This window comes from Gulosibacter sp. 10 (genome assembly GCF_900163695.1).
Taxonomy (GTDB): domain Bacteria; phylum Actinomycetota; class Actinomycetes; order Actinomycetales; family Microbacteriaceae; genus Gulosibacter.
In genome coordinates, this window is the sequence record NZ_FUIC01000024.1 from 130,200 (window position 1) to 147,471 (window position 17,272).

The window sequence follows — 17,272 nt, forward strand, 5'->3', positions numbered from 1 at the left end:
ATTTGGGACAGTGCACCATTCTGTCACCTCTCGGCGCTCCGAGATACCGGTTCGCGGATGCGGGCGGTGGCGGCGGCTAGGCTGGTGGGCAGTGTGTGGCGACGAAAGGAACACCGTGGCTGAAGACCGCGACCTGTATGCATCCGCCGGGGTGGACACCCGCGCCGGCGACCGAGCCGTGGAGCTGATGAAGCAGGCGGTGCAGGCGACGCACGGCCCCGAGGTGCTCGGCGGCGTCGGCGGATTCGCGGGCCTCTTCGACGCCTCGAAGCTGCAGGGGATGCGCAAGCCGCTGCTCGCGACCTCCACGGACGGCGTGGGCACCAAGGTCGCGATCGCGCAGGCCATCGACAAGCACGACACCATCGGCCAGGACCTCGTCGGCATGGTCGTCGACGACATCGTCGTGGTGGGCGCGGAGCCGCTGTTCATGACCGACTACATCGCGTGCGGCCGGGTCGTGCCCGGGCGCATCGCGGCGATCGTGGAGGGCATCGCCCGCGCGTGCGCCGCGACGGGCACCGCGCTCACCGGCGGCGAGACCGCCGAGCACCCCGGCCTGCTCGGGCCGGACGACTACGACGTGGCCGGCGCCGCGACCGGCGTCGTCGACGCCGACCGCGTGCTCGGCGCGGAGCGCGTGCAGGACGGCGACGTCGTGCTCTCGCTCGCCTCCTCCGGCCTGCACTCGAACGGCTACTCCCTCGTCCGCCGCATCATCGCGGACAGGGGCATCGGCTATGCCGACCGCGCCGACGACTTCGGCACCACCTGGGGCGAGGCGCTGCTCGAGCCCACGCGCCTCTACACCGGCGAGCTCGTGCGCGTGCTGCGCCGCCCCGAGCTCGCCGGCGCGATCCACGCGTTCTCGCACGTGACCGGCGGCGGCATCGCCGCGAACCTCGCGCGCGTGCTGCCCAAGGGCTCGTGGGTGGAGCTCGACCGCGGCGCGTGGTCGCCGCTGCCGGTGTTCCGCGTGCTCGCCGACCTCGCCGACGCCCCGCTCGAGTCGATGGAGGGCACCTGGAACCTCGGCATCGGCATGTTCGCGGTGGTCGCGGCCGAGCAGGCGGATGCGGTGCTCGCCGCCTGCCGCGCGGAGGGCCTCGAGGGCTGGGCGGCGGGCACGGTCTCGACCGTCGAGCACGACTTCGCCGGATTCGAGCAGGGCGCGAAGGGCGTCGACGGCGGCGCGGTGCGCCTCGTCGGTACCTACTCTTCGTAGCCGCCGGCGCTACCTCGCCGCCGTGGGCCCGGCCCCGGGGCGTCGGCGAGTTCTCTTCGTTTCGGTGGACTGGCGCAAGCCTTTCCCGGATGTGCATCATCGATGAGGCCCTGCGCGGCAATACATCGACATAGTTCGTGCGGAGCGGTCATGAGCGGTCATGAACGGTCACGAGCGCTACCGGCGAAGCTTCGCGCATCCATAGCATTCCCTGCCAAGACGCCGTACCGGTGAGCCGATAGCCCGGCACGCCTCCCCCGCGACGTCGGCCATTAGTGACGAAGGACCGCAAGGTCCCGAGCAGAGGGAACCGCCCGCATGTCGAACAGTCCACGATCTCTTCGCCGTCTCGGCGTCGCAATCATCGCAACAGTCCTCACCGCCGCCCTGGCCGCCTGCTCCGGCGGCACCGCTCCCGCAGGGGAGACCGCGGCCGCGGGCGAGCCCGTGGAAGGTGGGATCCTCCGCGTGGGCCTGGCGAGCGACACCCCCGTCATCGACCCGCATCTCACGGGCAACTCGGTGGCGGCGCTCATCGGTCGCAACGTGGTCGACTCGCTGGTCGGCCAGGCTCCGGACAACTCGTACACCCCCTGGCTGGCCACGGAATGGACGGTGAACGATACCAATACCGAGTACGTGTTCACCTTGCGCGAGGACGTGACGTTCAGCGACGGCGAGGAGCTCGACGCCGCCGCAGTCAAGTCGAACTTCGATCGGATCCTCGACCCCGAGACGAACTCGAGCTACGCGGCTTCGCTGCTCGGCCCGGTCGAGTCGGTCGAGGCGCCGGATGACACCACCGTCGTGCTCACCTACAGCGAGCCCTTCGCCTCGCTGCTGCAGGGGCTGAGCCTGCCCTACCTCGGCATCCAATCGCCGGCCTTCATCAACAGCGGCGAGGACACCAGCAGCGGCGTGGTCGGCTCCGGACCGTTCGTGCTCGACTCCTACGCACCGGGACAGGGCAGCGTGCTGAGCAAGCGCGAGGACTACAACTGGGGCCCCGGCTACGCGGAGCACACGGGGCCCGCCTACCTCGACGGCATCGAGTTCAGCATTCTCCCGGAAGCCTCGACCCGGCTCGGAGCGCTGCAGTCCGGCCAGGTCCACGCCATCGACGAGGTCCCGCCGGCGAACTACGAGGCCCTCGATGCCGACCCCTCGTTCGCGATCGATACCTACGAGAACCCCGGCGTCAACTACGCCTTCCAGCTGAACACCACGAAGGCGCCGTTCGACGATGTCCGGGTCCGGCAGGCGTTCCAGTCCGGCGCGAATATCGAGGAGGCCGTGAACGCCACCTTCTTCGGCACGCTCAACGCGGCGGACAACATCGTCGGCGCGAACACGGAATTCTACGACGAGACCGTCGCGGGCACATGGGGATACGACGCCGATCGCGCCAACACGCTGCTCGACGAAGCCGGCTGGAGCGAACGCGATTCGGAGGGATACCGGATCAAAGACGGCGAGCGGCTGACCGTCGACTGGGTGTACGACGAGTCGCAGACAGGTGAGCTCAACGTCAACCTTGTCCAGGCGCTCCAATCGCAGTACCGCGATATCGGCCTCGAGCTGAAGCTCATCTCGGTCGACTCCGGCGGTTACACCAGCCGCAGCGAGTCGGGCGACTACGACACGATCTCCTTCTTCTTCGTGCGGCCGGAAGCGGACATCCTCCGCACCGTCTACTCCTCGGCGAATATCCCGCCGAACGGCAGCGGCAACGTCTCGCGAGTGGAATCGCTGGACGAGCAGCTCGAGGAAGCGGTGGGCGCGGCTCCGGAACGGCGAGAGGAGCTGTACTCCGAGGTGCAGCACGAGATCATCGATGAGGCCTATTCGGTGCCGCTCTACGTGGTCGCCTACCAGCTGGGGCGGACGCAGGACCTCCAGGGCATTACCTGGGCCACCAACGCGAAGCCGCTGTTCTACGATGCCTGGCTCGTCGACGCTTGACCGGCGCGAGCGCGCGAGCGACGCGTCCCGGCGACCGCAGGTGCCGGGACGCCGTCGCCGGCCGCTGCTATCGATCCTCGGCACCAGACTGCTCGGCGCGGTGGCGGTGGTGTGGGCTGCGGCCACCATCACCTTCCTGGCGGTGAAAGCCATCCCGGGCGATCCGGTGAGCATCATCGCGGGCGGCGAGAATATCGTCGACGCCGAGCAGCGCGAACGTCTGGCCCGGCATTACGGGCTCGACCGTCCCGTCTGGCAGCAGTACCTCGGCTACCTGGCGCGCGCGTTCACCGGCGACTTCGGCGAGAGCTACCTCTTCCGCAAGCCCGCTGTCGAGGTCGTGGCCGAGACGGCGGCTCCGACCCTGGGCCTGGCGGCGACCGCGTTCCTGCTGGCGCTGATGCTCGCCTTCGCGTCGGCGCTGCTCACCGCATCCAGGCGCGGCAGGGCGCGATTCGCGCTGAGCGGCCTGGAACTGCTGATGCTGAGCACGCCGGTGTACTGGATCGGCACCATGCTGCTGATCGTCTTCAGCTTCGGGCTGGGCTGGTTCCCGGTGGTCGGCGATCACGGCTGGCGCTCGCTCGTGCTGCCGGCGTTCGCACTGGCGCTGCCGCTGGCCGCCACCATCTCGCAGGTGATGCGAGACGGCCTCGAACAGGCCCTGGACGAGCCGTTCGTGCTGACCGCCCGCACGCGCGGCGTGAGCGAATGGGGCGTGCGCTTTTCGCACGCCCTGCGGCACTCGCTGCTCGCGGTCACCACGGTCAGCGGCACCGTGCTCGGAGGCATCCTCTCGGGCTCGATCCTCACCGAGACCGTCTTCGGCCGCGCCGGATTCGGGCAGATGACCCTGCAGGCCATCTCCTCCCGCGACATGCCGCTCATCCTCACCATCGTCGTGCTCGTGGCGCTGGCCTACTACCTGATCAATGCGCTCGTCGATGTGAGCTATGCGGTCATCGACCCGAAACTGCGGAAGGGGGCCGGAGATGTCGGCCGTTGAGGGACTCGTCAAGGGGATCCGGGCGGATTCGGCCCCGCCGCGGGATGCGCCGCCGATCGGGACGATCCTCGCGGCGGCCGTGGTGGCCCTGGTCCTGTTCGCCTCGTTCTTCCCCTCGCTGCTGACCCCGTTCGAGCCCGACCGGGCCGATTTGGCGGCGGTGTTCCAGCCTCCCTCCTGGGAGCACTGGTTCGGCACCGACCAGCTCGGACGGGACGTGTTCACGCGTGTCGTCTACGGGTCGGGCGTCTCATTGCTGATCGGGATCGGCGCGACGGCGATCGCCCTCGTCTTCGGGATCCTTCTCGGCGTGCTCGCCGTGTACACGCCCTTCGGCCTGCACCGGGTGTTCGAGCGGCTGGTCGACCTGCTGCTCGCCTTCCCCGAGATACTGCTGGCCCTCATCGTGATCGCGGTGCTGGGCAAGGGCCCCACGAACACGCTCCTCGCGGTCGGCCTCGCCGGAATCGCCGCATATGCGCGGCTCATCCGCTCGCAGCTCCTCCAAGCGAGGCTCTCCGGGTACGCGGAGCACGCCAGGATCATCGGGGAGCCGCCACTGCGGATCCTGCTGCGCCATGTCATCCCGAATACCATCCGCCCGCTCGTCATCCTCGGCACGATCGGCATCGCGAACTCCATCCTCGCGGCCTCCTCGCTGAGCTTCCTCGGCCTCGGGGTCGAGCCGCCGGCCGCTGAATGGGGCGCGCTCCTCGCCGAAGGACGGAGCAACCTCCAGGTCGCGCCATGGGCGAGCATCCTGCCGGCCACCGTCGTCGCAGGCTCCGTGATCTCGCTCATGGTGCTCGGGCGATATCTCCAACGTCGATTCGCGAACCAGGAGCAATGATGACCACTATCTCCACGCCTCAGGAACCACCAGTGCTCCGGGTCGTCGATCTGACCGTGCGCTTCCCCGATCGGAAGGGCGGCTGGACTCGCGCTGTCGAGGGCGTCTCCTTCGACGTCCGTCCGGGCGAGATCCTCGCGATCGTCGGCGAGTCGGGGTCCGGCAAATCCGTGACGGCCCGTTCGCTCGTCGGTCTTGCCGGTGCGGACGCATCGATCACCGGCAAGATCTCGCTCGGCGACGAGGAGCTGGAACAGCTGCGGGAACGGGAATGGCGGACGCTTCGCGGCAGCCGTATCGGCTTCGTGCTCCAGGACGCGCTCACCTCGCTCGACCCGTTGCGGACGATCGGCCATGAGATCGGCGAGGCGGTGCGGGTGCATCATCGCGGATTATCGCGCGCAGACGTGACAGGGCGGGTCGAGGGGGCGCTTCGCGATGCCGGCATCGACGATCCCGAGCAGCGTCGCAGGCAGTTCAGCTTCGAGCTCTCCGGAGGGCTTCGGCAGCGTTCCCTCATCGCGAGCGCGGTCGTCAACGGCCCGGACGTGCTGATCGCGGACGAGCCGACTACGGCGCTGGACGTCACCGTCCAGCGGCGCATCCTGCGGCTTCTCCGCCGGCTCGCCGATGAGGGTGCGGCGATCGTCTTCATCAGCCATGACCTCGCAGTCGTGAGCGAGCTCGCCGATCGCACGGTCGTCCTCCGCGATGGCTCGGTGCAGGAGCAGGGCGCCACTGCGGAGCTGCTGCGCTCCCCGCGGTCCGCGTACACCCGTGAACTCCTCGCCGCGATCCCCGACCCATCGCATGCGCAACGGCGCCGTGAGGGAACCGCGCCTTCCGAATCGCCCGTGGCCGTCATCCGGGGTGCGCGGGTGACCTTTCACGGGCCGAAGGGCTCGACTCGGGCCGCGCTGGATGACGTGAGCATGGAATTGCGCGCGGGCGAGACGTTGGGACTGGTGGGCGAATCGGGCTCGGGGAAGACGACGCTCGGACGAGTGCTCCTGGGGCTGCAACGGCTCGACTCCGGCGCCGTGGAGCTGTTCGGCCGCCGCTGGGACGCGGCGCCCGAGGCGTCGCGGCGGAGGGACCGGCACCGCATCCAGGTGATCTCGCAGGATCCGTCGGGGACGTTCAACCCGCTGCTGAACGTCGGCGAGCTGCTCGACCAATCGCTCCGGCTGCATTCGGGCCTCGCTCGAGGAGCCCGCCGCGATCGTGCACTCGAACTGCTCGAATCGGTGGGACTCGGGGAACGGCATCTGGACGTGAAGCCCCGCAGGCTCTCGGGAGGCCAGCGGCAGCGGGTCTCGATCGCGCAGGCGCTCGCCTCCGATCCGGAGGTGCTCGTGTGCGATGAGCCGGTCTCAGCACTTGATGTGATCACGCAGGCCCAGGTGCTGGACCTGCTCAGGAGGGTCCAGCGGGATCGGGGGCTGAGCATGCTGTTCATCTCGCACGACCTCGCGGTCGTCGAATCCGTCAGCCATCGGACCGCGGTGATGCGTCATGGTCGCATCGTGGAGATCGCGGATGCGGCTTCGATCTTCGAACGGCCGGAGCATCCCTATACGCGTGAGCTGCTCGACGCCATTCCCGGCGGCGACTTCGCGGGACGCCGGGCGGCAGAAGCACTCGCAGGGGCGAGTAGATGACCGAGCGCATCTCCGAGAGGTTCGCCGCGAACGGGCTCTCCGCGTGGACGACGAGTCGTGGTCGGATACTCGCGGCCTTCCCCCGGCGTCCGCTGCTCCTCTACGGCGGATTGTCGCGGGGGCTCGGATCCAGCAGACTCGACCTCGACCGGGGGAAGGCCTCCGAAGTGCGACTCGTCGCCTGGCGGCACGTGGATACGGACCGGCCCGGCGCCTTGCTCCTGCGCCTCGCCCATCGACGGGGAGCGGGTATCGGCGCTGACGATGAGGTCTTCGCGGCGGCCGAGGCGTCGGCCGTCGACGACTCCTTCGCGCCCTCCCCGATCGGCTTCGCACCGCTGGTATCGGATGAGGACCGACGGCGTCTCGGCATCGAGCCGATGGAGACGGACGGCGTCCGCGTGCTCGACTGCACGTGGCTCGTCGCCTCGGATCTGCTGGGGATCGTCGAGGGCGCCTCCGTGCGCGCGAAGGAGATCGGGGCCCGGGCGAGCATCGTCTCCGAGGCGGCTGCGCCGGTGTCGGCGTCGACCCGTGCGGAGACGATACCCGGTGGTTCCGGTGCAATCGAGTTCGTCGCGGATATCGGCGTCGCCGTCGAGGGGCTCGAGGAAGGCGAAGAGGCCGGATCGCCTGTGCTCGTGCGTCAGCACGTGGTGTTCGCCGAGCCCCGGGACGGATTCGAGCGCCGACGGCATCGGACCGGGGAGGGGATGGTGCCGGTGGCCGCGGCAGATCCCCGACGCGTATTCGAGGGCGACGCGGATCTGCTCCTCTCGCCGAGCTTCCGCATGGACGGCCGTCCGATCGAGTTCGCGGTGGACCGAGGCGTGCCGTCGGCGCTGAGCGGCGCAGTGCTCGAAGGGGTCGATTGGTGGCGCGAGGGATTCGAACGGGCGGGCGCGGTTTCGAGGATACGCGCCGTATCGGCGAGCCCGGAGGACATGTCGTGGCTGCCCGGCCGCAACGCGGTGTGGTGGGTGCATCGAGACGGCCGCGGCTGGTCTCTCGGGGATGCCCAGAGCCAACCGCATACCGGTGAGATCATCCGCGGCAACGTCCGGCTCGGAGGCGAGCGCTTCGCCCAGCTGCGGGAGCTGTTCGAATCGCTGCTCGCACCATACGGCGATGGGAGGGAGGCGGAGCTTCTCGAGCAGATCGATCACGGGCTCCGGTCCCGGGCCCGCCTGCTCGCAGCACACGAGGTCGGGCATGCGCTCGGGTTCGCGCATAATTTCTCGAGCCACCTCCACGAGGCCCCCTCGGTGATGGACTACCCCTTCCCCGGTCTGCGATTCGTCGGGGAGGACCGTGTAGAGCTCGCCGAGGAGCCCTATCCGACCGCACTCGGGCCATGGGACCACAGACTGATCAGACGGGCATACGGTCGTCCCGGCGAGGAAGGCCATGAGGAGCTCGCACCGGCGTACTCCTCCGACCCCGACGCGCGGCCGGCATCGAGCAGCACCCCGCGATCCGTGGCCTGGGCGCCTCGAGTGGCGGGGCCCGGTCCAGCCGCCGGGACGTTGCCCGCACTCCACCGGCTGCTCGAGGTGCGGCGGCGCGCCCTGCGACGATTCGGCCCGGGGGTCGCGCCTCCCGACGCTCCCAGGGATGTCTTGCGGGGGAGGTATGCGCGCCTGTACCTGCTGCACCGCTACGCGATTCCGGAAACGGTACGGCTGCTCGGCGGCATCGAGTACGAGCACACGGACATCGCACGGGCGCGCCCGGTGAGGCCGGTGCCGGCCGCAGAGCAGCGACAGGCCCTGACCGCACTGACCGCATTGCTCACGAGAGAGTTCCTGCTTGCGCCCGCGCCTTCCCATCCGCTTCTCTCGCCGCACGCCCGCGGATACGGTCGAAGCCGGGAAGAACCGGCCGGGGCCGCCGGCGGGCCCTTCGACTCGATGCGTCTCGTGGAAGCGGCCGTCTCGCTCGTCCTGCGGGAGCTCTTCCGTCCCGAGCGGCTCAACCGGTTGGCCGAGGCCGAGGCGCTGCGCACGACTGCGGGTGAAGCTCCGCCGACGGTCGTCGAAGTCATCCATGCTGCTGCGTCGGCAGCGGGAGATTTCCCTCCGGCTGCAGCCACGGTGGTCGAGTCCGTGGCCGTGGCTGCGGAAGGCGCGCACGCGTGGGTGCGACGGCAACTGGTCGAGGCGCTCGAGGACTGGCCGGTATCCCGGACGGCGTCGGAGGCGCGCTCCACCGCACTGGCACTGTACGGAGGGGCTTCCAAGAGGGGCGTCGCGTGGTCGGAGATCCCCTCGGGGGAACCGCTCTGACCCTGCAGGCTCAGGAGCGGTCGACCGTTCCGAGGAACTCCTCGGCCGCGTCTTCCGCATCCTGGAGCACGCGTCGAACGTTGCCGAAGGCCAGCTTGGCGAGCTCGTCGTCGGACCAGCCTCGTGCGGAGAGCGCTTCCAGAAGACGCGGATAGCCCGAGACATCCTCGAGCCCGCGCGGCTGCCGGTCGATCCCGTCGTAGTCGCCGCCGAGTCCTACGTGATCGAGGCCGGCGACTTCGCGCACGTGCTCGACATGGTCGGCGACGTCGGCGACATCCGCCTCTGGCCGAGGGTTCGCGTCGAGCCATCGGCGCAGGCCATCGGGCAGGGATGTCGTCCCGATCGGCACGGCAGTCGATCGTGATGCTTCGAGTGAGGGAGCATTGGACGCGGGCCAGGCGGGGTGGAGCGCTGCGCCGCCGAACTCTCGATGAATCCGGGCGAACTCCTCGCTCCATTCGCGGACGCGTTCGGAGACGAACGCGGGGACGAACGTCACCTGCACCACGCCGTGCTTTGCTCGGACCGCTTCGAGCACGTCGTCCTTGACGTTCCGCGCATGAGCGGTGACCGAATAGGCCGAGGAGTGGCTGAAGAGCACGGGGGCCCGACTGACCTTCAGCGCATCTCTCTGCGTCGCCTCCGAAGTGTGGGAGAGATCGACGAGCACGCCGATGCGGTTGAGCTCTCGGACGACGGCCTCGCCGTCGTCGCTGAGACCCCCGTGGCGCGCGTCGTCCGTCGCCGAGTCTGCGAGTGCATTGCCATTGTTGTGCGTCAGCGTGAGATATCGAAGGCCGAGGCGCGCGTAGGCCCGAAGTACGGCGAGGGAGTTGACGATGCTGTGTCCCCCCTCTGCGCCGAGCAACGAGGCGATTCTGCCGGTGGTGACCGCCCGGTCGACGTCCGAGGCGGTGACGGCGAAGGCCAGGCGATCCGGATAGCGCGCGACCATGCGACGAATGGCATCGATCTGCTCGAGGGTCGAGATGATCGTCTCCGCAGCAGGCAGCGTCGAAGGCACGTATACGGACCAGAACTGCGCTCCGACGCCGCCCTCCAGGAGCCGTTGCAGATCCGTCTGCAGATCGGGTGATCTCCGGTCCAGGCCCTGAACCGAATATGCGCGTCGGTAGCGAAGCGCGGTCGCGAGGTCGTTGTGCCCGTCGAATATCGGTATTCGACGGAGCGGAGTCTGCGGGGACTTTTCCGGAACAGGCATGTTTCCTCCTACGTTGCGATCCGGATGAGCGTAGGGCGAAGCCGCGACGGAATCGACCGAGAAGTCGGCGGGATGAAGAACCGTGTCCTCTCATGTCGTTTCGAGGCCGGACGTACGTGAACACAATGCAGTCCCGCCTGGCGAAGAACGTCATCGTCGGTCCGTCGGTCCGTCGGTCCGTCGGTCCGTCGGTCCGTCGGCCTGCCGGACCGCGGGGAGCGCGTCGCGGATCCCCGCGGCGACCGCCCTCCGCACGATCCAGTAGCGGAGATGGCACGTCGCGGCCGCGAGCACGATGGTGAGCGCGATTCCCATGACAGGGCTTGCAACGCACACGGCCATCCGCCGACTGCGGGGCTACCGGCGCTCGACGAGCTCCGCGATGCGCGCCGCGAAGTCGAGGCGATCCCGCACGGTCTCGCCGCGCGGATCGTCGAAGGCCAGGATCATGACCAGCCCCTCGCCGACCACGACGCTGTACGGCAGCTCGGCGCGGGCATCCGCCGCGGAGCGGACCGCGTCGCCGTGCCGCGCCAGCGAGTCGGCGTCGCCGTGCACGAGCGTGCGCCGCTCGCCCTCGGGCTGCAGGGAGCGGATGTCGTCGCGGCCGCGATGCGCCCAGGCGGGGATGACGGCGAACACCGGCATGCCGCCGGCGCTGGTCACCACGAGCCGGGTCGGGCCGGTGCGGGCGGCCACCGCGACCACCTCCCGACGGGCCGGCAGCCGCGTCGACCCGACGGCGGAGCGCAGCATCCAGGTCTGCGCGAACGCCGGCCGTCCGCGCCACGTCCCGTGCATCGAGGCCTCGGGCACCGGATCCCGCCGGCCGTGGGGACGCCCGAGGCGGGCGAGCTCGGGCGCGACCCTCGCGGGGCCGTCGTAGCGCCATCCCTCCCGGGCGGCCCAGGCCGTCCGCTCCCGCTCGACCGCGCGGCGCACGCTCGGAACCCCGAACGCGCGATGCCCGAGCACCGCCAGCGGCGCCCCGATCGCGATGATGCCCAGAAGCACGATGCGCTGCCGGCCGTCCGGGAGCCCCTCGGCGAGCGGCACCGAGAGGATGAGCGCCGCGAGCACGGCGCCCGCGGGCAGGACTGCCCAGCCCTGCGCCCACAGCCACGCCCCGCGTCGCATCAGCGGTCCTCCCGGAGGGGTTCCTGCCGGGCCGGTCGGATGCGGCATCGCATGGGCTGCGGCGAGGAGCGGGTTATCGGCCGAGCACCCGCGCGGCGGCGCGATGGCCGACGATGAGCTGGCTGATCGCCCCCGCCAGGGTGAAGACCACGGAGCAGGAGGCGGCGGTGAGGAAGGGGCCGACGGTGCTGCCGAGCGCCATGACGCCGAGCGCGGCGACGGCGCCGAGCCCGTTCAGCGTGAACGCCCACGGGCGGGCGGCGCGATGCGCGACCTCCCAGGTCTCGGCGTTCGCACGCGTGGCATTGGTGCGGATCCCCGCCATGGTGTGCGGCGTGATGCGGCCGTCGATCGCCGCGCGCACGGCGTAGATGGCCATGAGGTTGCCGAAGAAGAGGATGGCACCGAGGATGATCGCCATCCCGATGCCAGGAGCCTGAAGAGAGGTCATGCGCTCGCGCGTGGAACGCTACGCCAGGCGACGCTGTTCGTAGTCCCCGTACCCGTCGACGTCTTCCTCATCGAGGTACTCCTGCCACTTCGAGAGCTCGTCTTCCTGCTCCGAGGCCTGCGCACCTCGCAGCTCGCGCTGCAACTGCTCGTAGTCCGTCTCGGGAACGTTGTACTTCAGCTCCCGGGCGACCTTCGTGTGCTTTGCCTTCTGACGGCCACGCCCCATATGCGTAACCCCCTCAATGCTCAAGGGCCGGTTGAGCCATGAGTCGAACCGGCCTCCACTGATGATGAAATCCTTCGGGGCGAGTTTACCATGACGTCACATGCCCCCGGGCTTTCCAGGACCTCCTGCCCGTATCCTCGACTGTGGCCATTCCCGACCGGAAAGTCGGGGGAGACGACAGGAGGCGGGATGCCCGCGGCGCAGCATATCGACATCGTCGTGGTCGGCGCGGGCGCAGCGGGTCTCACGGTCGCCTACTCGCTGCGGGCGATGGGGCTGGAGCCGCTGGCGGACTTCATCGTCCTCGACGAGCAGGCCGGTCCGGGCGGGGCCTGGCGGTCCGGCTGGGACTTCCTGACCCTGCGCGAAGGGCTCCGCTCGCGCGACGTCGTCGAGCTGCCCGGCCAGGCCGAGATCGACCTCGGCTTCTCGCGCCTCGACTCCTCCTCGCGCATCCGCGACGTGCTGCCGCGCGTGTGGCGCTCCTACGAGGACGCCTACGACCTGTTCGTCGCGCACACCATGCGGGTGACGCGCGTCGAATCCATCCGGAGCAAGTCGGACCTGCTCGTGACCGCCCGCGGCGCGGGTGCGCGGGAATCGTATTTCCGCGCCTCCCTGCTCATCAACGCGACGGGCACGTGGACGACCCCGTTCGTGCCCTGGTACCGCGGGATGGACCGCTTCCGCGGCGAGCAGCGGCACGCGCAGACGCTCGAGACGGTGAGCGGATTCGCGGGGCGCCGGGTGCTCGTCGTGGGCGGCGGCCGCACCGCCGTGCGGATCGCGCTCGAGCTCGACCGCGTCGGCGCCAAGCCGTTCTGGTCCACGCGCCGCACCCCCGACTTCCATCCGCTGCCGAGGTTCTCGATCGCGAGCATCACGCCGATCATGGTGGGCGACCTCAACCCCGCGGTGCGGCACCGCATCGCGCGGCTCGCCGCCCGCGGCAAGCCGATGCCGAGCGACGTCTCGGTGCGGGGCATCCCGCTCACCAAGGAGGTGTTCGAGGGCATGCGCCGCGGCGTGCTGCGCACCCGCGGGCCCGTCGCGCACCTGGAGGAGGACGGGATGCGCTTCGCCGACGGCACCCGCGAGCCCCTCGACGCGGTGATCTGGGCGACGGGCCCGCGGGAGTCTGCCCGGCATCTCGCGCCGCTCGGGCTGCGGGATGCGGGCGGCACGCCCAAGATCAGCGGCGGCTGGTCGCGGCGGGATCCGCGGATCGCGTTCGTGGGATACGGCCCGGGCGTGGATACCGCGGGTGCGCTCGACGAGGCGGTCCGCGTCGGCGAGGACGCGATCGACCGCCTGGTCGGTTGAGAATCCCGCGCTCCCGGATCCTGGCCGCGAATCGTCGTTCCGGCCGGCCCGAACAGACCGTTCGCGGCCAAGATTCGGGAGGGGGAGCGGGTCAGGGGCGGGCGGTGAAGAACAGCGCGCCGGCGACCGCGAAGACCGCCGTGACGGCGAGCTGCCCCAGCGTGAACCAGACCACCTGCCCCCAGCGCCCCTCGCGGGCCAGGCGCGCCGCATCGCTGCTCACGGTGCCGAAGGTGGTGAAGCCGCCGCAGAACCCGGTCGCGAGCCAGGCGCCCCACATCCCCTCCAAGCCGAGTCCCACGGTGAGGCCGATCCCGAACGAGCCGATCACGTTGATGAGCATGATCGCGCCGGGGCCGCCCCAGCGGCGGTACTCCACGAGCCACGTGTTGAGGAGGTAGCGCAGCGCGGCGCCGAGCCCGCCGAGCAGGGCGATGCCGAGCATCAGCCCGGGGCTCATGCGGCGGCCTCCGACGAGGAGCCGCCGCGTGCGAGGGCGTCGCCGATCCGCCAGCCGAGGAGCGCCAGCAGCGGCCCGCACACGATCGACGCGAGGCCGAGCACGATGCCGAACGGGTCGCCCATCGCGCTCCGCACGCCCACCTCGATCGCGAGGGCCGAGTAGGTGGTGAAGCCGCCGAGCATGCCGGTGCCCACGAGGGCGCGGATGCGATCCCGCCGGCTGAGCGTCGCGGCGGTCAGCAGCGCGAACAGGAACGACCCCAGGATGTTGATGCCGAAGACGGTCCAGGACTCGGCGCTCGCGGGGAACATCGCCACGAGCGCGGCGCGGGCGAGGCAGCCGATGGCGCCGCCGAGGAAGACGAGGGCGGCGTTCGAGAGCAGGCGGGGCACGGGCGTCTGCGCCGGGGCCGCGGGGCCGCCGGGCTCCGAGCCGGACGGGTGCTCGCGGGGCTCCTCCGCGTCGGGGCCCTCGCTGGGGTCGGTATTCACCCCGTCACGGTACTACTGCGCCGTGCGGCCGCGAAAGCGACCGCACGGCGCAGGGGAGCGGAACGGGTCAGCGGTGCACGCGGAGCAGCGCGCCGAACCGGCGGCGGGTCTCGCGCAGCTGCGTCTCGAGCTCCGCGACGGTGTCCTCGTCGAGCGCGCGCAGCTGGGCGCACTCGCGCGCATCCTGGCGCACCTCCATCCGGAACTGCTGCAGCGCGACGTCCACGCGGCGCAGCAGGTCGGACTGATCCGCCTTCGTGCGGGGCGCGTCGGCCGGCGGGGCGTCGGCCGCGCCCGGTTCGTGTTCCGGTGCGGTCGGCGTCGACGGGTCCGCGGGGGCCTCCTCGGCGCTCCCGTCGCCGGCCGGCCGGCCGTTCGCGGTGCGGACCGCATCCTCGGCCGCCCGGCGGGCCTTCTTCGCGATCTCGTCGAGCTCGGTCCGCAGGCCGCGCCGCGCCTGGGCCAGCCCCTCCCGGGCGGTGTCCGCGAGGCTCCGCACCGTGTCGGTGCGCTCGCTCGTGATGCGCTCGAACTCCTCCCGCCGGGATTCGACCTCGGCGCGGCCGGCCTCGGTGATCGTGTAGATCGTCTTGCGCCCCAACTGGTCCTTGGTGACGAGCCCCTCCTCCTGCAGCTTCGAGAGCCGCGGATAGATGGTGCCAGCCGAGGGCGAGTAGTCGCCGTCGAAGTGCTCGTTCAGCGCCGTGATGAGCTCGTAGCCGTGACGGGGCTCCTGCGCGATGAGGGTGAGGATGACGAGCCGCAGCTCGCCGTGGCCGAAGACTGGCGGGGTCATCGCTGGGCCTCCTCGTCGTCGGCGTGCGGGCGGGTGGGGTCGAAGGGGCCGTCCGCGCCGTCGACCGGGGCGTTCGGCACCTGGCCGCCGGCGAGGTGCGTGCCCGGCGGGGGCGGGGTCTGCTCGGTCGCCGTCGGCCGCTGCGGCGGGACGATGCTCCCCTCGACGTGCGGTGCCTGCGAGAAGTCGACGTTCGGGTTCGGATCGACGCGCCAGGCCGCGCTGCGGGCGGATGCGTCCTCCGCGGGCCCGGTCGCGTCGGTGCCCGACGGCTCGGTTTCAGGCCGGTCGGCTTCGCGCGATTCGCTCGCGGCCTCATCGGGGTCCTCGGCCGGCGCGGCGCCGTCGTAGGGGGCCTCGGCGTCGGGCGATCCGCCTGCGGCGCCGGTGTCGGTCACGGTGCCCGCGGCGGTGGCCTCGAACACGCTCGAGCCGGTCGGGGCCGCCGGGGATTCGGGCGCCTCCGTGGCGGTGCCGGGCGTCCCGGCATCCGCCGGCGCCTTCGCGCCCGCGCCGCCGCCGAGCACGGTGATGCGCCCCGCGACCGTGGACAGGCGCACCTCGGTGACGTCCGCATCCTCGTCCGCCGCGGGCCGGCGCAGCTGCTTGCCGTAGAGCGGGTCGATGATCTCCTCGCCGAGCTGCGCCTTGCCGGCGACCGTGGTCACCTGGAACGAGGCGTTCGCGTGCTCGGGGAGCCGCACCGTGGTGGCCCCGGAGACCGAGGCGTTCGCGATGTGGGCGGGCGCCTCCTCCTGCTCGGAGACGTCCACGACGGTCGAGCCCGAGATGGTGTTGCCGTCGAAGCGGGTGATGGGGCCGGTGACGGTCACGTCGCCGGTGGCGGTGCGCGCATCCACCGAGCCGCGGTGGCCGCGCACGCTGAGCTCGCCGCCGCCGGACGTGAGGCTGAGCTTGCCGGCGGTGTCGTCCATGAAGTGCTCGCCGCCGACGGTGGTGATCGAGATGTCGCCGTCCACGCCGACGACGAGGATGTCGGCGCTCGTGGACTTGACGTTGACGCCCACGGACTTCGGGACGAGCACGCTCACCGTCGCCCGGGGCTGGTCCACCAGCGTGCGGGCGGACTCGCCGAGCGAGTTCCAGCCGAGCTGGGGGTGGTCGATGAGCAGGGTGTCGCCGTCGATCGCGATCTTCATGTCGCGACCGGTGATGGCCGACACCTCCACCCGGGCGGACGGCAGGTCGTGCGCGATGATGTTGCACGAGCCGCCCATGAGGTTCACGCGCACGTGGCGCACGAGCTCGAGGTCGATGGTCTTCGGGGCGTCCACATGCCATTGTTCGATGGCCACGCTGGTCCTCCAAGTCTCGGGCGCTGCGCCCGCTCTGCTGGTCCGATACATCCACTATCGCGATATATCGCGTTTTCGAATCTACCGGCGGGCGGGCCGCGCCGCAACGCTGCAGCCTGGGGATCCGCCGAGCGCACTTCGTCATGCGGGGTCCGGTGGGCCCGGGAGGCGAGGGGAGGCGAGGGCGCGCCCCGGCGCGGAGGCCGGGAGCTTCGCACCCTCGTGGATGTGAGGGATATGCGGATGTGAGGGATATCGAGGATGTGAGGCATATGCGGGGAAAGCGCCTCGGATAGCGAGCACGGCTCTCATATCCGCGGCCAAGGGTTGCACCGCCCTCATATCCGCAGCCGAGGGCCGCGTGGGCCGCATATCCGCGGCCGAGGGCCGCACGTCCGTGGTCGGAGACCACGCGAGCCTCACGTCCGCGGCCAGAAGCCGCACGGCCCTCGCATCCGCGGCGCGGAGGCCGGGAGCTTCGCACCCTCGTGGATGTGAGGGATATGCGGATGTGAGGGATATCGAGGATGTGAGGCATATGCGGGGAAAGCGCCTCGGATAGCGAGCACGGCTCTCATATCCGCGGCCAAGGGTTGCACCGCCCTCATATCCGCAGCCGAGGGCCGCGTGGGCCGCATATCCGCGGCCGAGGGCCGCACGTCCGTGGTCGGAGACCACGCGAGCCTCACGTCCGCGGCCAGAAGCCGCACGGCCCTCGCATCCGCGGCGCGGAGGCCGGGAGCTTCGCACCCTCGTGGATGTGAGGGATATGCGGATGTGAGGGATATGCGGGGAATGCGCCTCGGATAGCGAGCACGGCTCTCATATCCGGGGGCAAGGGTTGCACCGCCCT

Annotated in this window: 15 protein-coding genes; 7 read left to right on the forward strand and 8 right to left on the reverse strand. The window is 70.6% G+C overall.

Annotated features, from left to right (window positions below; genetic code table 11):
• Positions 1 to 115: 115 nt before the first annotated feature.
• The 6 genes from purM (at position 116) to FM112_RS09795 (ending at position 8,989) form a co-directional block, all read left to right on the forward strand.
• On the forward strand, positions 116 to 1,225 hold the full coding sequence (purM, locus tag FM112_RS09770; protein ID WP_254910439.1) for a phosphoribosylformylglycinamidine cyclo-ligase: 1,110 nt from the start codon (positions 116 to 118) through the stop codon (positions 1,223 to 1,225).
• A gap of 318 nt (positions 1,226 to 1,543) precedes the next feature.
• Entirely contained in the window at positions 1,544 to 3,187 is a 1,644-nt protein-coding gene (locus FM112_RS09775; RefSeq protein WP_087006956.1) for an ABC transporter substrate-binding protein, read from the forward strand.
• Entirely contained in the window at positions 3,165 to 4,193 is a 1,029-nt protein-coding gene (locus FM112_RS09780) for an ABC transporter permease (protein WP_087006958.1), read from the forward strand. Before FM112_RS09775 ends, FM112_RS09780 begins: the two co-directional genes overlap by 23 nt.
• Entirely contained in the window at positions 4,180 to 5,043 is an 864-nt protein-coding gene (locus tag FM112_RS09785) for an ABC transporter permease (protein ID WP_087006960.1), read from the forward strand. Before FM112_RS09780 ends, FM112_RS09785 begins: the two co-directional genes overlap by 14 nt.
• The gene (locus tag FM112_RS09790; RefSeq protein WP_217874504.1) at positions 5,043 to 6,704 is read left to right on the forward strand and encodes an ABC transporter ATP-binding protein; all 1,662 of its coding nucleotides are present in this window, start codon (positions 5,043 to 5,045) and stop codon (positions 6,702 to 6,704) included. The genes FM112_RS09785 and FM112_RS09790 overlap by 1 nt, the downstream gene beginning before the upstream one ends.
• Positions 6,701 to 8,989, forward strand: coding sequence for a zinc-dependent metalloprotease (locus FM112_RS09795; RefSeq protein WP_087006964.1), 2,289 nt, complete (start codon positions 6,701 to 6,703; stop codon positions 8,987 to 8,989). The genes FM112_RS09790 and FM112_RS09795 overlap by 4 nt, the downstream gene beginning before the upstream one ends.
• A gap of 10 nt (positions 8,990 to 8,999) precedes the next feature.
• Here FM112_RS09795 and FM112_RS09800 read toward each other — a convergent pair whose 3' ends face one another.
• From FM112_RS09800 to FM112_RS09815, 4 genes are all read right to left on the reverse strand, one after another.
• The gene (locus tag FM112_RS09800; RefSeq protein ID WP_087006966.1) at positions 9,000 to 10,214 is read right to left on the reverse strand and encodes a dipeptidase; all 1,215 of its coding nucleotides are present in this window, start codon (positions 10,212 to 10,214) and stop codon (positions 9,000 to 9,002) included.
• A 357-nt stretch (positions 10,215 to 10,571) separates the two neighbouring features.
• Positions 10,572 to 11,351 carry a hypothetical protein gene (locus tag FM112_RS09805; RefSeq protein ID WP_087006968.1) on the reverse strand — a complete coding sequence of 260 codons (780 nt, stop codon included), beginning with the start codon at positions 11,349 to 11,351 and terminating at the stop codon, positions 10,572 to 10,574.
• A gap of 73 nt (positions 11,352 to 11,424) precedes the next feature.
• The gene (locus tag FM112_RS09810; protein ID WP_140400650.1) at positions 11,425 to 11,802 is read right to left on the reverse strand and encodes an SdpI family protein; all 378 of its coding nucleotides are present in this window, start codon (positions 11,800 to 11,802) and stop codon (positions 11,425 to 11,427) included.
• Positions 11,803 to 11,820: 18 nt separating this feature from the next.
• Positions 11,821 to 12,030, reverse strand: a complete 210-nt coding sequence (locus tag FM112_RS09815) for a DUF3073 domain-containing protein (RefSeq protein WP_087006972.1) — start codon at positions 12,028 to 12,030, stop codon at positions 11,821 to 11,823.
• 189 nt (positions 12,031 to 12,219) lie between these two features.
• Here FM112_RS09815 and FM112_RS09820 point away from each other — a divergent pair, with 189 nt between their 5' ends.
• Positions 12,220 to 13,353 carry an NAD(P)/FAD-dependent oxidoreductase gene (locus tag FM112_RS09820; protein WP_176386774.1) on the forward strand — a complete coding sequence of 378 codons (1,134 nt, stop codon included), beginning with the start codon at positions 12,220 to 12,222 and terminating at the stop codon, positions 13,351 to 13,353.
• 91 nt (positions 13,354 to 13,444) lie between these two features.
• Here FM112_RS09820 and FM112_RS09825 read toward each other — a convergent pair whose 3' ends face one another.
• The 4 genes from FM112_RS09825 to FM112_RS09840 all read right to left on the reverse strand — a co-directional run bounded on the left by FM112_RS09825 (position 13,445) and on the right by FM112_RS09840 (position 16,419).
• Positions 13,445 to 13,813 (reverse strand): CrcB family protein, encoded by a 369-nt coding sequence (locus FM112_RS09825; protein ID WP_087006976.1) that lies wholly within the window; start codon positions 13,811 to 13,813, stop codon positions 13,445 to 13,447.
• Positions 13,810 to 14,307 (reverse strand): CrcB family protein, encoded by a 498-nt coding sequence (locus FM112_RS09830; protein ID WP_254910440.1) that lies wholly within the window; start codon positions 14,305 to 14,307, stop codon positions 13,810 to 13,812. The genes FM112_RS09825 and FM112_RS09830 overlap by 4 nt, the downstream gene beginning before the upstream one ends.
• Before the next feature lie 67 nt (positions 14,308 to 14,374).
• Positions 14,375 to 15,103: a PadR family transcriptional regulator gene (locus FM112_RS09835; protein ID WP_087006978.1), complete on the reverse strand. Its 729-nt coding sequence runs from the start codon at positions 15,101 to 15,103 to the stop codon at positions 14,375 to 14,377.
• On the reverse strand, positions 15,100 to 16,419 hold the full coding sequence (locus tag FM112_RS09840; protein WP_140400651.1) for a DUF4097 family beta strand repeat-containing protein: 1,320 nt from the start codon (positions 16,417 to 16,419) through the stop codon (positions 15,100 to 15,102). The genes FM112_RS09835 and FM112_RS09840 overlap by 4 nt, the downstream gene beginning before the upstream one ends.
• Between the last annotated feature and the right edge of the window lie 853 nt (positions 16,420 to 17,272).

Bases quoted from the DNA above. Each gene is read 5' to 3' on its own strand.
- FM112_RS09775 (WP_087006956.1), top strand. From the start codon at position 1,544: ATGTCGAACAGTCCACGATCTCTTCGCCGTCTCGGCGTCGCAATCATC.
- FM112_RS09780 (WP_087006958.1), top strand. From the start codon at position 3,165: ATGCCTGGCTCGTCGACGCTTGACCGGCGCGAGCGCGCGAGCGACGCG.
- FM112_RS09785 (WP_087006960.1), top strand. From the start codon at position 4,180: ATGTCGGCCGTTGAGGGACTCGTCAAGGGGATCCGGGCGGATTCGGCC.
- FM112_RS09790 (WP_217874504.1), top strand. From the start codon at position 5,043: ATGACCACTATCTCCACGCCTCAGGAACCACCAGTGCTCCGGGTCGTC.
- FM112_RS09795 (WP_087006964.1), top strand. From the start codon at position 6,701: ATGACCGAGCGCATCTCCGAGAGGTTCGCCGCGAACGGGCTCTCCGCG.
- FM112_RS09800 (WP_087006966.1), bottom strand. From the start codon at position 10,214: ATGCCTGTTCCGGAAAAGTCCCCGCAGACTCCGCTCCGTCGAATACCG.
- FM112_RS09805 (WP_087006968.1), bottom strand. From the start codon at position 11,351: ATGCGACGCGGGGCGTGGCTGTGGGCGCAGGGCTGGGCAGTCCTGCCC.
- FM112_RS09810 (WP_140400650.1), bottom strand. From the start codon at position 11,802: ATGACCTCTCTTCAGGCTCCTGGCATCGGGATGGCGATCATCCTCGGT.
- FM112_RS09815 (WP_087006972.1), bottom strand. From the start codon at position 12,030: ATGGGGCGTGGCCGTCAGAAGGCAAAGCACACGAAGGTCGCCCGGGAG.
- FM112_RS09820 (WP_176386774.1), top strand. From the start codon at position 12,220: ATGCCCGCGGCGCAGCATATCGACATCGTCGTGGTCGGCGCGGGCGCA.
- FM112_RS09825 (WP_087006976.1), bottom strand. From the start codon at position 13,813: ATGAGCCCCGGGCTGATGCTCGGCATCGCCCTGCTCGGCGGGCTCGGC.
- FM112_RS09835 (WP_087006978.1), bottom strand. From the start codon at position 15,103: ATGACCCCGCCAGTCTTCGGCCACGGCGAGCTGCGGCTCGTCATCCTC.